General features: G+C 50.2%; 13 protein-coding genes. 11 read left to right on the top strand and 2 right to left on the bottom strand.

What is annotated here, in order from left to right:
• Positions 1-85 precede the first annotated feature (85 nt).
• The 9 genes from EKM99_RS02090 to EKM99_RS02130 all read left to right on the top strand — a co-directional run bounded on the left by EKM99_RS02090 (position 86) and on the right by EKM99_RS02130 (position 7,875).
• Positions 86-1,354, top strand: a complete 1,269-nt coding sequence (locus tag EKM99_RS02090) for a PTS transporter subunit EIIC (protein WP_225419754.1) — start codon at positions 86-88, stop codon at positions 1,352-1,354.
• Positions 1,344-2,237: an alpha/beta hydrolase gene (locus tag EKM99_RS02095; RefSeq protein ID WP_125580447.1), complete on the top strand. Its 894-nt coding sequence runs from the start codon at positions 1,344-1,346 to the stop codon at positions 2,235-2,237. Before EKM99_RS02090 ends, EKM99_RS02095 begins: the two co-directional genes overlap by 11 nt.
• Positions 2,238-2,277: 40 nt before the next feature.
• Positions 2,278-3,135 (top strand): LysR family transcriptional regulator, encoded by an 858-nt coding sequence (locus EKM99_RS02100; protein WP_125580449.1) that lies wholly within the window; start codon positions 2,278-2,280, stop codon positions 3,133-3,135.
• A gap of 325 nt (positions 3,136-3,460) precedes the next feature.
• A complete protein-coding gene (locus EKM99_RS02105) occupies positions 3,461-4,306 on the top strand; it encodes a sulfite exporter TauE/SafE family protein (RefSeq protein WP_125580451.1) in 846 nt (281 codons plus the stop codon).
• Entirely contained in the window at positions 4,306-4,683 is a 378-nt protein-coding gene (locus tag EKM99_RS02110) for a DUF1634 domain-containing protein (RefSeq protein WP_125580453.1), read from the top strand. Before EKM99_RS02105 ends, EKM99_RS02110 begins: the two co-directional genes overlap by 1 nt.
• Before the next feature lie 191 nt (positions 4,684-4,874).
• Positions 4,875-6,107, top strand: a complete 1,233-nt coding sequence (locus EKM99_RS02115; RefSeq protein WP_125580455.1) for a multidrug efflux MFS transporter — start codon at positions 4,875-4,877, stop codon at positions 6,105-6,107.
• Position 6,108: 1 nt separating this feature from the next.
• Positions 6,109-6,783 (top strand): GTP pyrophosphokinase, encoded by a 675-nt coding sequence (locus EKM99_RS02120; RefSeq protein WP_125580457.1) that lies wholly within the window; start codon positions 6,109-6,111, stop codon positions 6,781-6,783.
• Positions 6,784-6,992: 209 nt separating this feature from the next.
• On the top strand, positions 6,993-7,388 hold the full coding sequence (locus EKM99_RS02125; RefSeq protein WP_125580459.1) for a hypothetical protein: 396 nt from the start codon (positions 6,993-6,995) through the stop codon (positions 7,386-7,388).
• Between the two features lie 88 nt (positions 7,389-7,476).
• Positions 7,477-7,875: a hypothetical protein gene (locus EKM99_RS02130; RefSeq protein WP_125580461.1), complete on the top strand. Its 399-nt coding sequence runs from the start codon at positions 7,477-7,479 to the stop codon at positions 7,873-7,875.
• 109 nt (positions 7,876-7,984) lie between these two features.
• Here EKM99_RS02130 and EKM99_RS02135 read toward each other — a convergent pair whose 3' ends face one another.
• Positions 7,985-8,185 carry a YjzD family protein gene (locus EKM99_RS02135; protein WP_125580462.1) on the bottom strand — a complete coding sequence of 67 codons (201 nt, stop codon included), beginning with the start codon at positions 8,183-8,185 and terminating at the stop codon, positions 7,985-7,987.
• 258 nt (positions 8,186-8,443) lie between these two features.
• Here EKM99_RS02135 and EKM99_RS02140 point away from each other — a divergent pair, with 258 nt between their 5' ends.
• Positions 8,444-9,640, top strand: coding sequence for a cation:proton antiporter (locus tag EKM99_RS02140; protein WP_125580464.1), 1,197 nt, complete (start codon positions 8,444-8,446; stop codon positions 9,638-9,640).
• Between the two features lie 793 nt (positions 9,641-10,433).
• Complete coding sequence (locus EKM99_RS02145) at positions 10,434-11,045, top strand: CadD family cadmium resistance transporter (protein WP_125580466.1); 612 nt, start codon at positions 10,434-10,436, stop codon at positions 11,043-11,045.
• 149 nt (positions 11,046-11,194) lie between these two features.
• Here EKM99_RS02145 and EKM99_RS02150 read toward each other — a convergent pair whose 3' ends face one another.
• Complete coding sequence (locus EKM99_RS02150; RefSeq protein WP_125580468.1) at positions 11,195-13,921, bottom strand: YfhO family protein; 2,727 nt, start codon at positions 13,919-13,921, stop codon at positions 11,195-11,197.
• Between the last annotated feature and the right edge of the window lie 1,301 nt (positions 13,922-15,222).

The raw sequence follows: 15,222 nt of genomic DNA on the forward strand, positions 1-15,222 counted from the left end.
TGAGAATTAGTTTAGGGAATAAGGGGGTCAGCAAATGATGGGGAATTGGAAACCGCTACGTAGATTATGGCGGCTTAATCAGCGAATGGAACAGTGGCGAGCAATGCGGGCAATTAAAGAAGCCTTGCGGATCGCATACCCTTTTATTTTGGTGATGACGTTAGTAGATGTGGTTGGTCAAAGCTTTTTGGCCAGCAGTGGGTTCTTTTTTCAAATTTATCACGTGGGTAGTTGGTTACCCGGTATAGATTTGTGGCAACAATTTTTTCAAGTGATTAGTTTGGTGATCAACGGGGTCGTCGCGGTGATTGTGGCGTTTACAACGGGGCATTATTTGGCGCGCACCTATCGGGGTGACGCACTAGCCGTGGGCGTCATGAGTGCTTTAGCCTTCCTGACGCTGAATGTGAATTACGACGCCTTGTACGAGACAAATCACGTGACCGGTGAAGGTGTCCCACAATTCATGGAAAATAATTTAGGCCCTCAAGGGATTTTCCTGGCGATTGTCGTGGGCCTCACGGTGGGCTGGTTCGGTAGCCATCTGATGAGCTGGTTGGCCAAATGGCAACTGCGCCATCCCCGGTTCGGCCAATTATCCTGGACTGGCCGGGTAGCTTGGCCCTTAGGAATTATTCTGGTGATCACTGTGGGCATTGGCTATGGTCTGAGTTGGTTGACGGACGGTGGCATCAATGGTTTGGTTTATTCAGCCTTGAGTGCTTCCGTTGCCAATCCCGGTCATCGGGGTCTGGTTATTTTAGGCGTGACGGCCTTGAGCAACGTTTTGTGGTGGCTGGGACTGATTGGCCCCGTTTCATTGGCTGGCAATAGTTCAGTCACCTCGCTACAGAACTTAGCTTACGCTGTGCAACACGGTTCTGGGTGGAACGCACCCAATCCAATTACGTTACATACTTTAGGGGATGCTTATGCCAACTATGGTGGTGCGGGGATGACCTTGTCTCTAATCATTGCCATTTGGTTGGTTTCCAAGCAGGCGAGCTACCGGCGCGTGGCCAATCAAACGTTTTTGCCCAACCTGGTCAACCTGAATGAGCCAACTTTATTGGGCTTGCCGCTACTATATAATCCCATTTTACTAATTCCATTTGTCGTGGCACCAGCAATCAATATTGGTCTGGCTTGGTGCGCAATCACTTGGAAACTGGTACCGCCAATTGTCTATCCAGTGCCGCGGACGACACCCGGGCCGTTGATTGCTTTTCTGGGAACGGGTGGTGATTGGCGTGCCTTACTGTTAAGTTTAATTTGCCTGACATTGTCGGTCGTGATTTACATCCCATTCATTCGGTTACTGAATCATGAAGGGGGCGACGACCATGCGGCATAATTGGTGGCGATGGTTGTTAGGCGTTGTGATTGTGTTGGGCATCTTCTTGCCAAGCACAGTCTGGATGCACCAACGCATTTCAAAATATAAGACGAACTATAAGACGCCACTGAATCCGACCATTATGGTACCGGGATCCAGTGCCAGTCAGAACCGATTCGACGCGTTAATTAAGCAATTGCGTAGTGAAACAAAGTCGGCGCACAGTGTCTTAAAGGTCAAAGTGGCGGAGAACGGTCAGCTGTCCTACACGGGATCGATTAGACAGGGCGACAACCAGCCCTTCATCGTGATTGCATTTGAGAATAATCACGACGGCTATGAGAATATCAATAAGCAGGCGAAATGGCTGTCGATTGCTTTTAAGGATCTCGTCAAGACGTATCATTTTAACCATTTTTCGGCGATGGGCCACTCTAATGGTGGCTTGATTCTCAGCGTCTTTCTCGAAAAGTACTTCGGTGAGACCAAGCACGTGGCCATTGATAAATTGATGACGATTGCGACACCGTACAACATGGAGTCGGATAGTACGACGCAGCAGACGGCAATTCTTAAGGAACTGATCGCTGGCCGAAGTAACCTGCCGAAGAAGCTCACGGTCTATTCGGTTGCGGGTACCGAGAATTATTCCAGTGATGGGACGGTACCAGCCAATAGCGTGAACCAAGGGAAGTACGTCTTCCAGAATCAGGTTGCCCACTACACGCAGGTTACCGTGACGGGAAGCAATACGACCCATTCAGATCTACCGCAGAACAAGCAGATTGTCTTGTTGATTCGGCAATACCTGTTGAAGGAAAAGTTGCCCGCTAAGGATCGGTATAAACGGCAAAAGGCTAATGCCTCAAGTTCCATTACCGGGGAAACCGGACTACCCTAAATTTTTGGTATAATGGATAAAAACGGTGGGGGTCCTCTCAGTGAATTTTCGACAACTAGAATACTTTTTGGCAGTGGCCAACGCGGGTCAAATTACGGCCGCAGCCCAACAATTACACATGGCCCAACCACCACTGAGCTATCAGCTCAAACAGCTGGAGGCTGAAATGGGGGTCACGCTGTTGAATCGTTCGGCCAGTGGCACCACACTGACGCCAGCGGGACAACTGCTACGGGACTATGCACAACAGTTGGTCGATCTCCGGGAACGGGCGGACAGTCAGGTGCGGTCGCTGGGTCAGGGCCTGGCCGGCGTTCTATCAGTGGGGGTGATTTCTTCTTCCATTGGTGCGACGCCCAACGCCAAGCTACGGACACTGACCCGGCACTATCCCAAGGTCCAAATTCGTTTATTTGAGGACAACACCTATGGCCTGATTGACCGGTTAGAAAAACGGTTGATTGACGTGGCAATCGTCCGCACGCCGTTCACGGCGCCGGGACTTGCCAGCAAGGAGCTCGCGACCGAATCAATGGTGGCGGTCGTACCGAAGAAGTATGATCACTTTCCAGCGGCAACGTTAAAGGTGGAAGATTTGGCTACAGTTCCGTTAATTATTTATCGGCGGTTTGAGCGATTATTCCAGGCGACCTTCACGGAGAAGCAGATGTCGCCGTTCATTGCCTGTACCTGTGACGATGCTCGGACGGCCGTGCAATGGGCCGAAGCCCGGATGGGCGTTGCCATTGTGCCACAGTCGGTGGCGGAACAGACGAGTGGGGTCCAGACCAGCATCCGGCAGATTCGCTACCAACCGTGGCGGACGACGCTCAAACTAGTTTGGCCGGAGCAAATCACGCCTAGCCCCTTGTTACAACGGTTTATCGACAGCTATTAGGCATATGATAAATACAAAATTGGCGAGGTATCCATACTTTTATTGTATGGATACCTTTTTTAGTTCTGAAAGCGATTGTAATGCCGGTCACTTCTCGTTTGCTGGGAGTGAAAAAGATATGAAAAAAATTTGGCTTAGAGAAATGATTATATTCAATGGTGAACAATCGTAATGGGATGAAAGCGTGAATGCTTTTAATTCAGCGTTTAGCACTGTGAATTCATTAACAATTGGCTTGACTTTTTCTCCCTGGCAAACTTGCCGCCATCCCCGCAAAGGTTGATAATCGGTTAAGTAAATTAGTTGAAGGAGGCATTAGCCACTTATGATTCATACAGCCATTATTATGTTGGCCGTGGGTATCTTCGCCGGAATCGCCGGGTCCATCTTGGGCATCGGTGGTGGGATGATCATCACGCCAATCTTGACCCTTGGGATGGGGTTAAACATTAAATATGCCATTGGGGCCAGTATCATTGCCGTTATCGCCACCAGCTCGGGGTCAACGATCGCTTATCTGCGAGATAACGTGTTGAACTTGCGGGTTGCCATGTTCCTCGAAATTGCGACGACCATCGGGGCAATCGTCGGGGCCCTGTTGACTGGGGTGCTGGATCCCAAATACCTGTACCTGTTATTCGGGTGCTTGTTAGTCTTTTCCGGGTGGAACATGTACCGCAAGCTACGGCGGGGTTCCGAAGTGCTCCAACGGGTCGAACCCGACAAGATTGCTGCTAAGCTCAAGTTGAATGGCACCTACTTTGATAAAGCCGAAATGAAAGACATTGACTATCAAGTTGAAAATGTTCCCGCCGGCTTCTCCGTCATGTTTGGTGCTGGGGTGGCGAGTGGGCTGCTAGGGATTGGTTCCGGTGCGTTCAAAGTTATGGCACTGGATACCTTTATGAAGATGCCCCTCAAGCCATCAAGTTCAACGTCGAACCTGATGATGGGGGTTACGGCTGCGGCTAGTGCGACCGTTTACTTCTTCAACGGGGCCATTTTACCGGGAATCGCCGTTCCGATGGCGTTAGGTATCCTGGTGGGTGCCGTGATTGGTTCGCGGATCATGCAAGTCTTGCCTGCCCGTTGGATCCGAATTGTCTTTATTCCAATTATTCTCTACATTGGTTTTGAAATGTTATTTAAAGGATTGGGGGTTCACTTCTAATGGCACAAAAACCAGCAACGACCGCCAAAGAAATGGCACAGGTTGAGACCATTATTGGCCGAATTCTCCAAGTGGGGGTCGTCATTTCCGCAATTATCATGTTAATCGGCCTCGCAATGTTTCTGATTACCGGTTACTCCGGTTACGAAGGCAGCTTTGTTCCTCGGCACATGGGGATGATTCTTGCCGGCACTTGGCAACTACGGCCCTACGCCATCATGATGCTTGGGGTTTACTGCTTGATTTTGACGCCCGTCTTACGGGTGGTCGTCTCAATCTACGCATTTTATAAAGAAAAAGATCATTTGTACGTGGCCATCACCACGTTGGTTTTAATTATCCTACTCATCGCATTAGTGATTGGGGTTAAAGGGTAAGCAGCAGAATAGAGATGTGACGAGCCCGGGTGAAATGCATCCGGGCTCTTTGTGTTTGCCAATCCTAACAGTGTTCCACCACCAGAACGACGACGAAAAATTTTGGATTCAGGGACACCTTAACGTGACAGTGGGAGGCAATATGCTACACTAAGAAGTAATAAGTTTTTTAGAACGAGAGGCGACTCACCGTGGGAACACGTCAACCAGAGCAGTGGCGGCGTAATTTGGCCGTTTTGTGGTTAGGGACATTTATTGCTGGCATGGGTTTTAGTGAAATTATGCCGTTCATATCGTTATACGTTGATGACTTGGGGACCTTTACCAAGGGTCAATTGACCATCTACAGTGGGCTGACCTACGCGGCAACTTTTTTAGTGATCGCAGTGGTGTCACCTTTGTGGGGGAAATTGGCCGATCGCAAAGGGCGGAAACTCATGTTACTGCGGTCCTCCCTGGGGATGGCGGTTGTGATTGGGCTCATGGGTTTTGTTACCAACATTTGGCAACTGATTGGCCTGCGGTTTTTGCAAGGGTTCTTTGCCGGGTACATTCCCAACGCCAGCGCGTTGATTGCGTCCGAAACGCCGAAAGCCAAAAGTGGCAACGCTCTTGGCATCTTAACGACTGGTTATGTCAGCGGCAACCTCATTGGACCGGTTCTCGGTGGGATTCTGGCGCAGGTCTTTTCCATTCGGTGGACGTTTATCCTGACCGGGTTCTTCTTAATTATCGTCTTCTTCCTTAGCGCGACATTAGTTCACGAACATTTCACACCCGTCAGCAAGGAGAAACAGGCCCAGGCCGGCTTTTGGCTGAAACAGGTGAAAAATCCAACGCTCATCGTGGTCCTATTAGTGTCGACGATGTTTATTCAAATGGGTAACAACTCCATCACGCCAATTATTAGCCTTTACGTGCGTCAGCTGATGCACCATACCGGACCCATTACCTTGGTTGCCGGAATTATTGCGGCCTTGCCAGGGATTTCCACGCTACTGGCTGCCCCCAAGTTGGGCGAATATGGTGATCGGCGCGGTACACAACGGGTGTTGATTTTTGGCTACGTCTTTGCCGTCCTGATGTACTTCCCGCAAGGCTTCGTCACCAGCATTTGGTTATTAGGTGTCTTTCGTTTCATGATTGGGATTTCAGACGGCGCGTTGTTCCCAGCCGTACAAACGATGTTAACTAAGAACGCCCCCCAGTCCTTGACGGGGACCGTATTCAGTTGGAACCAATCCTTCCAAGCCCTTGGCAGTATGCTGGGCGCGATGTTAGGTGGTTTAGTGGCCAACTGGTTCAACTACAACGGCGTCTTCATGTTCACGGCAATGACGCTGTTAGTGAATTTCTTATTATTATGGTGGTTGGTTCCGGAAATCCGGCAGTGGCACAGCAAGCCAACCAAGAGGAGCGTGTAAAATGGCTAACGAAAATATTTCCCAGAATTTACCGGCTCAGTTTCCGAATGACCCGACTTCGTTAAAGGCCATCGATCAGTTTCGAGCGTTGATGTTGAATTATCGGAGTGCCGTGCAGGTGGTGGAGACCAAGATTCATTACCTGGATCAGGAGTATCAGATTCAAAATGGCCACACCCTAGTGGACAGCCTCCAGTCGCGGATCAAATCGCCCGAGAGTATTTTAGAAAAGGTGCAACGGAAGCAGTTGGATTTTAATTTCGAGACTTTACCTGGGCAAATGCACGATATCGCCGGGATCCGCATCATTGTGCGCTTCGAAGATGATATTCTCTCCATGGAACGCCGGTTGGAGAAGCAGCCCGACATCCGCGTCTTGAAACGCAAGGACTACGTGGCCAATCCCAAGCCCAATGGCTACCGGAGCCTCCATCTGATTTTGGCCGTGCCGGTGTTTTTGGCGGCCGGCATGAAAGAAGTCACGGTTGAAGTGCAGATTCGGACGATTGCCATGAATTTTTGGGCGTCCCTGGAACATGAATTGAGTTATAAGAAAAATGTGAAACACCAAGACGAATTACGCCGTGAGTTAGTGGCGAAGGCCGAACTGGTCCGCCAGTTGGACGAGGACATGAACGGGATTAAGAACCAGATTCGGGCGGAAGAAAACATTTGAAATGGCAAGGGTGGTTAGCTGGCTTAAGTGGCGTCAGTTGCACTTGGTCGCGCGCTTCAACAACATACATGTCGAGAGACTAACGAGTCTGGTATTTTGTTCCAGACTTTTTTTCGGCATATTTTCGGTTGCATGGTTAAATGCTTGGGCATTAATTACTGAGAAGCCACCAGTTAGTGATAATATTAACGATGAAGGGAGCGGATAATATGTTACGCCATAAAGTGATTACCATTTTAGCCGTTAGTGCATTGGGACTCGGCTTTGAGGGACTCGTTCAGCCTGCGCAACCAGCTGCTGCACAGAGTGTGTACCAGAAGATTCCGAAGCGTTACCGGGGAACTTGGCACCTGAAACACGCCACCTGGAAAGTGAAAAAGGGCGGTACCATCAAAATTAAGGCGCGGTCATTTGAGAGTGCCTTCGGTTCCTACAAGGGCAAGCAACTCGGCGTTCACGTGGCTAAGAAACACGTCTCACTTTTTCAGATTGCTGGGGGCCAGCAAGTGGGCGAGTTCAATAATCTCCAGCGGACGCGTTACAAGAACAAAGCAGCGTTGAAGTGGACATTTGATGCCCAAACAGCCTACTATGTTAAAGGCTAGTCTCGTTAGGTATGTTTGCTAATTAACGGTTGCACACCCGTGAAAATCATCGTTCGTGATAGGATAAACGATGAGGGGAGTGGATAGCATGTTAAAGCAAATGTTCATGACGACAATCGCTGTGGCTGCTTTAGGTTTGGGGGCAAACACAGTTGTCCAGGCACCAGCAACAGTCGCGGCCCAGGGCGTCTATCAGGAAATCCCACAAGCCTACCGGGGAACCTGGCAGCTCAAGCACGCGACTTGGTCAGCTAAGAAGAATAGTCAGATAACCATCACAGCGCGGTCCTTTAAAAGTCAGTTTGGCTCATACGCGGGCCAGAACTTAGGCGTCAGTCACACCAAGAATGCCATTTCGGTCTTTCAGATTGCTGGGGGCATGCAGGTGGGGGCGTTCAACCATCTACAACGCACCAGTTATCAACAACATGCTGCGTTGACCTGGTCTTTTAATGGGCAGTCGATGACCTATGTACGGACACATTAATACTTAGAGATAACAAAAGCGCCTGGAAGTCTATCCCAGGCGCTTTTGACAACTGAAAAAAGCCTTAGCATTTGCCAAGGCTCAGTTAATCGATCATGCTTAACGTGAACTATTTCTCACTGGAAGCTTGGTCGTCACGGCTAAGTAGCGCAATCCCGTTGACCGCGATCACAGCGATAATTGCCATCCAAATCCCAATTTTCATGGGTTCCCAGGTCATTTGTTTCAGCGTACCGCCGATATAACCAATAACTTCGCCAAAGATAACGGACCAAAAGATCACGACTAAATTAGATTCAAGCCACTTCACACGTGTCACCTCACAATCGTTATTAGTTTACCACGATTGACCCTTAAATGGGTAATTAAGTTTGTATTTTTTTCAGCCGGCTAGAACGTGGGTACGGGTTGGCAAGCGTCTGTGTTGCGGATGAGGCGGTTTTCTAGTATACTGTATGAAATATGAATGTGAGATGGTTGAAGCGACTGCTTTCAAGAACGGCGTCCTCCTTGGGTTGGGGGGGCCATTTTGAAGCGGCCGTTTTTTTCGTGCAAAGGGAGGAAACTTGTGGAACTATTAAAAGATTTAACGCTAATTTTACTGGCAACGACGGTGGTCGGCCATTACTGTACGCGTATTGGAATCCCCGCCGTTATTGGCCAATTGTTGGTCGGTGTCTTGGTGGGACCGGCTTTACTCGGTTGGATTTCGTTGTCGCATTCGCTGGAAAGTTTTGCTGATATCGGTGTCATTATTTTAATGTTTATTGCCGGTCTTGAAAGTGATTTGCAATTGTTAAAACGCTACCTGAAACCTAGTGTGTTGGTGGCCCTGATGGGGGTGTTGATTCCCGTCATCGGAACCTACGCGGTGGGAATGGCCTACAACTTGGGTACCACGGAGAGTTTGTTTATCAGTGTGATCTTTGCGGCAACGTCGGTGTCCATTTCCGTTGAAGTTCTGAAGGAAATGAACGCGCTGAACAGTCGTGAAGGAACCACCATCCTGGGAGCGGCCGTCGTTGACGACGTGTTGGCGGTGGTGATCTTAAGTGTGCTGGTCAGCACGACCGGGACCGCTGTTGGCGAAAGCGCTGCGCAATCCAGCAGTCTTTTACTAACGACGATTGAACAGATTATTTATTTCGCCGCAATCTACTTCGTCGTTCGGTGGCTGGCACCTTACATGGCCAAGATTGGCGAACGGCTGATGATTCCGATGGGACCCACGCTGATGGCCATCATTTTGTGTTTCGGAATGGCCTATCTGGCTGAATTAGTTGGCTTGAGCGACGTTGTCGGGGCCTTCTTCGCTGGAATCGCCATTTCGCAAACCACGGCGCGTTCTACGGTCGATCGGCACATTGAACCAGTGGGCTACGCGTTGTTTATTCCCGTCTTCTTCGTCAGCATCGGTCTGAACATGGACTTTAACGGGTTGGGCAAGCAGCTAGGTTTCATCGTCGTCCTGACTATCGTTGCCGTGCTTTCCAAATTAATTGGCGCTGGTAGTGGGGCTAAAATGGCTGGCTTTTCTTGGGCCAGCGCCAATGCCGTGGGCGCCGGGATGGTCTCGCGGGGTGAAATGGCGTTGATCATCGCGCAGATTGGGTACACGGCTAAATTGATGTCGCCCGTTCGGTATTCGGCGATTGTGGCGGCAATTATTGTGGCTACGCTGTTGGCACCGTTCCTGTTGCGGTGGACGATGAACAAGGTGCACCACGCGGACGTCGACCGCTCCAAAGTCCGCCAGGCTGAATAACACTCAGCTGTCTTTCGCCTCCGGGCGATTGAAAATTGGGCTGGAACGCTGGGGGAGGACGCCACGAGCCGTAGTGCGGTCTCCTGGCTTGCTTTGAGCCGCTGGAAAACGCGTCTCAAAGTCACCATTTTCCTGAGGAAAGCGCTCATGAAAATCCCCGGCTGAGCCCATTTTCAATCGCCCTGCGGCTGACACTGGCGTAGTTCAGCTGGTCTTGGATGTTTCCCTGGTTTTTAATGGCTCATTTGGCTTATTAGTCAATTTGCGTTTCCGGGCGATTGAAAATTGGGCTGGAACGCTGGGGGAGGACGCCACGAGCCATAGTGCGGTCTCCTGGCTTGCTTTGAGCCGCTGGAAAACGCGTCTCAAAGTCACCATTTTCCTGAGGAAAGCGCTCATGAAAATCCCCGGCTGAGCCCATTTTCAATCGCCCTGCGGCTGACACTGGCGTAGTTCAGCTGGTCTTGGATGCTTCTCTGGTTTTTAATGGCTCATTTGGCTTATTAGTCAATTTGCGTTTCCGGGTGACACTGGTTTCGTTCAGCTTCTCTGACTTCGATTCTTAATAACGTGATAAAAAATAATCGTGCGGAACCACGACCCGATTTGGGTGAAGGTGGTTGCTCACGATTTTTTCGTGCTTCCTGATATTGAGACATCGCCCACAATCACTGCAATCCCGCCAACTACCCACTGATTTTCGACTAGCTTAGGGAATTGCCTACTTGTCGCCACTCCAAAATATGATACACTGCAAATGTAAGAGCTTTCACTACAGATTGGAGTGCCCGTCATGTTCCAGACCATCCTCACCGCCATTTTGCTGTACACCGCCACGGCTGTCGACCTGCTCGTCATCCTCCTGATTTACTTCGCCCACGTCAAGGACAAGCGCCAATACTTTGACATCTACCTGGGCCAGTACATCGGGTCGGTCGCGTTGATTTTGATGAGTTTGTTTTTTGCCTTCGTGCTACATTATGTGCCCGAAAAATGGCTGCTAGGCTTGCTGGGACTGATTCCGATTTACTTTGGGATTCGGGTATGGTTCGTCGCGGACAGCGGAGAGGACCGGGCCAAAGAACGACTCAACACAAAGGGCCTCAGCAAGCTGACCGAAACCGTGGCAATTGTCACGCTGGGAAGCTGTGGAGCGGATAACATCGGCTTGTTTGTGCCGTACTTCGTGACGCTGAATCTGCGCGAACTCACGGTGACATTGATCGTCTTTCTTATCATGATCTACCTGCTGGTCTTCACGGCGCAGAAAATTTCCTGCCTACCCGGAGTGGGCGATTTCATTGAGCGTTACAATCGCTGGGTCATCTCCGTGATTTACATCGGGTTAGGGGCGTTTATCATTTTAGAAAATGGCACGATTCATTACTTATTAGCTTTGTTATAAAACGACAAAAAGGGCGTCTGGGACAAAAGTCCCAGACGCCCTTTGCATCTCTAAGTCTATACTGCTGAAACGCGCGACAGAAGGCAACTGGCTCCGCTTAAAACTGACAGCCAAATGTTCACCAGCTAAGTGCCCTCTGTCCCACTCTGTTAAAAATGACGTTCCTCTTTCAAATCTCGTTCACGTTTTCTCAATGGTCGTTGCCATTCCACGGTAAACCACAGGAGGATGAAGACGGCGAAACTGGCCAGACTGATGACCATGCCAAGCTTCAATCCCGGCGTCGTGTACGACAAGACCACGTGGTTCTTTCCCTGTTGCAACGGCACACCAATCATACCCTTGTAGTTCTGGCGAACTGGAATCAGGGATTGCGCGTGCATCGCCGACTTGATGGCGACCGGCTTGCCGTTGACCGTTGCTGTCCATCCCGGTGTATCGGGAATCGACAGGTAGAGGAGTGACCGCTGCTTCGTACCAGTCACGTCACCGGACAACCAGGTCACACCGCTGTTGGCCCGTAGCTTGAGGCGTTGCTGTTTCAAACTGTCGACCAACTTGATGTAGCGTTTCTGATTCAATGACGCAAACTGGTTGGTGTAGCCACCCAATGGCTGCTGGGTGAGATAGCTCACCTTGATGACGTCGCCCTTGGTAAATTGTCCCAGCTTGATCAAATAACGATAGCCGTCTGCCTTAATCATGGGCTTAACCGAGCGACCGTTGACTGCCAGACTGGAGTACACGATTGCGTTGGCCGGTGAGTAGGCGTGCAATAGGCCGGTCGCCGTGACCCGAATCTTAAAGGTCTGAACGAAACGTTGGCCCGGAATCTCGGTGGACTTGGATACCCGTTTCATATCCTTTTCCGTCGCCCGGTGCGTCGTGACTTTCAAAACGTCGACGGGTGACAGCGTGTTCTTCTTAGCTCCTAAAGCGGCTAAGATGCGTTGTTGATTAATCATTGCCGCTTGGTCGTCTAGCTGGAGTTTGCCCAGCTTCTTCGGTACCGCAAACCCAATACCCGCGTACGAATCCAATAAATTAACGGGTTCGGCATTCGATGCGTTCAGCCGGTATTTGACACCCATCAAGGTATCCGTTAAGTGCGAATAGCCCTGGGAACTGATCCGGCGGACGTTCGGACTGAAGTAGCCCAGGTCGTGTTGGAAGACCCGCGCCTGCTCAACCAGCGTGGAACTATAGGAGCTGATGCCCGCGTAGTTGTACATAACCGGGTCGTTGTAGTGATTATAAACGCCGTCATAGGCTTCCCCAATCGCCGAATGACTATAGTCAATTCGGTGCAGGTTCGGCTTCGATTTGCTTGCGGTAATCTTGTCTAAAATCTTCGTATCCTTATCAAAGGCCTTTTCAAATTTCGGCTGGTTGCCCCATTCCATCCCGCGGGTTGCCAGGAGGAAGTTGCCACCCAATTCAACCGAAATCAGCAGGCCCAGCAGGCCTAACCGTACCGGTCGCCATTCACTAATGAAGACCAACATGGTGTTGAGTAGCAACAGACCCAGTGCTGGCCACAGCAAGTGGAAATTAGGTTGACTCATGATGTATAGATCATGGTTGTAGCTGGGTAGCAGGTGATCCCAAACGACGGGGATGACTTGCGCACTCAGAAAACCGATAATCAACAGGCCAGCGCCCCACACGAAGGCAAGCACCTTTTGCGGATCGTTCATGGACTGAGACGGGTGCGTTTGCCAAGCGCGGTAGGCCGTGGTTAATGCCAAGAACGTGAAAAAGTAGACGTTACGGTACGGGAAGCCGGCTGGTTGTTGGAACATGTGCCAAGCCGTGTTGAACAGTGTGATGAACAGGCCGAGGCCCATGACAATTAGGAGCCACATTGTCCGCTTCTTTTCCACCGCATGAATTTGGGGCGAAACGAAGTAAACGATGAGCAACAGAAACATCAGCGTGCCCATGAAAAGGGACGGCGCGTGGTACAGGTGCGACATGTAATTACTGGTGCCGGGGCCGAATTGGGCCAAAACTTCCGGACCGAACATTGGTGTCGGCAGGTAGTTGTTGAGGAAGAAGTTACTCTTTCCCGTCAACAGCATGCCCTTAGCCGTTGGAATCAGAACGATCATCGACATCCCGCCAGCCAGCAGCGACCCAATCGTAAATTGGCGAATCGCTGGCCAATGCATGTGCCAGACAGTCTTGAATGGCGTGGCGGTTGGTTGATGTTCAACGATTAAATAGATGAAGTACATTACTGAGAACAGGCAAGTCATATAACCCATGTAGTAATTGCTGATAATCGTCGCCGTCAAGCTGACCGTGTATAAGCCGTAGCGGTGAAGGCTGACCAGTCGATGCAGTCCCAAGGCGACCAAGGGTAACCAGATCAGTGAGTCGAGCCACATCATGTCGTAGAAATACATGCTGACGAAGCCACAGAGACTAAACGCCGTGGTGAACAGCAGCATTGACCAGCCACTCTTCAAGAAGGCGTGACGCATGAAAATAGCCATGGTCAGCCCAATCGTACTAATTTTTAAAATGATAATCCAGGTAATCGCAATCGGCAGTTTTGTCGCAGAAAACAGGAAGATCAAAAGGTTAAACGGACTGATCACGTAGTACGTTAGTAGGGGAATAATTCCGCTACCAGAACCCAGTGAAAATGAAAATAAGTGAAATTGACCGTGTAAAATCGTGGCACGTAAATTTTCTAGGATTGGCGCGTATTGCGTCCCCATATCGCTAAATAATAGGTTCCGGGGCCCAAACGGTGTAATCTTAAGGTGCCAAAAGATTAAGCACAGAATGATAAAAGGAATGAAAAATGCTCCCCCGTACACCCAGCGGCTAACTCTCAAGGCCGCAAGGGTGTGTCGTTGCTGCTTCATGAATACCCCTCCGTTGATGACGAACAAATGTCTAACATTAATAGAATAACATGCAGACTACTTTGAGGAAAGTTTACCGCAAAATTTACGGCTCGCCGCAAAGAACGTGCCAAACTTGGCAAAAACTTACCGTTTAGTAAGGAAACCAACTCAAGTCATTGGGGTTAAACTGGTTTTGGACAGCGCCTCCGGGCTGGTGAAAATGAGACCGGATCGCTGTGGGCGGGCGCCCGGAGCCAAAGGGTGGTCTCCGGGCTTACTTTGAGCCGCTTAGGGGCGCGTCTCAAAGATACCAATTGCCTAAGCGGCCAAGCTCCCGCCGCTAAGGCAATTCCCACGGCTTGGCTCATTTTCACCAGCCCTGCGGCTGACGCTGGTTTAGCCCGCAGACTTGATTTGTCCTTACTGGGTGTTTTTTGTGTTTTCAGGCGGGTATTTGGATTTCTGTAGGTGGAGGCTTAGAACTTAGACTGTGGACGACTTCCGTTCCCGCCGGCGAGTTCAAGTTGTCCTGCTGTGGGGCCCGGTTCCGGCCTGAGGAGCGGTCCTGCACCTCGACTTGAAACCTCGCAAGACCCGCGAGTTTCCAAGGTCGTCCCATGGCCTAAGCTGAGGAAATCGCTCAGCTAATGCCATCGACACAGCTGGGCACCTTGACTCGCCTGTGGTCACTGACATAGGTGTACTAAATTTATTGGTGCTGATTCATTCCACGAGTCCCGTGGCTGACACTGGTTTAGTCGACCGACGGCAGGACTCTAGGTGATCGTCCATCCGGATGGGGACTTGCCAATTCGGACTAGCTTAAACAAACTGTCCCATCAAAGAACTTAAGGTTGCGTTATTGTTAATGGTGTAGGGTATAAGCTTAATTGGCCTCAAAGCAACCAGCAAGGCGAGCCAACGACTTTACGCTGGCAACATTTTTTCAAAATAGCCGTTGCCAGCTATAGCACCTGCTTAAGAAGTGTTAGCGCTCTGGCAGAAAGCTCGGGCCTGACCACCAGATGTGGTAAAATTTAGCCAGGCAGCTGAGTTGGCCTGACAGCTAACCCAGGAAAGAAAAAATAGGATACCCCAAGGAAGAGTGACGGGGAGTACACCTAAATTTTCCGACTTGGTGTTCACCCGCTATGTCAGCCGATAGGGCGGTAAAAATGTACTCAGCCGTGGGATTTTCTGAGTGGTCTACTCAGAAAATGGTGCCTTTGAGACTCGTTCCTCAGAGGCTCAAAGCAAGTTCAGAGACCGCTTTTCAGGCTCTGGACGTCCTCCCCACAGCGTTCCAGTACATTTTTACC

The organism is Levilactobacillus cerevisiae, assembly GCF_003946245.1.
Classification (GTDB): domain Bacteria; phylum Bacillota; class Bacilli; order Lactobacillales; family Lactobacillaceae; genus Levilactobacillus; species Levilactobacillus cerevisiae.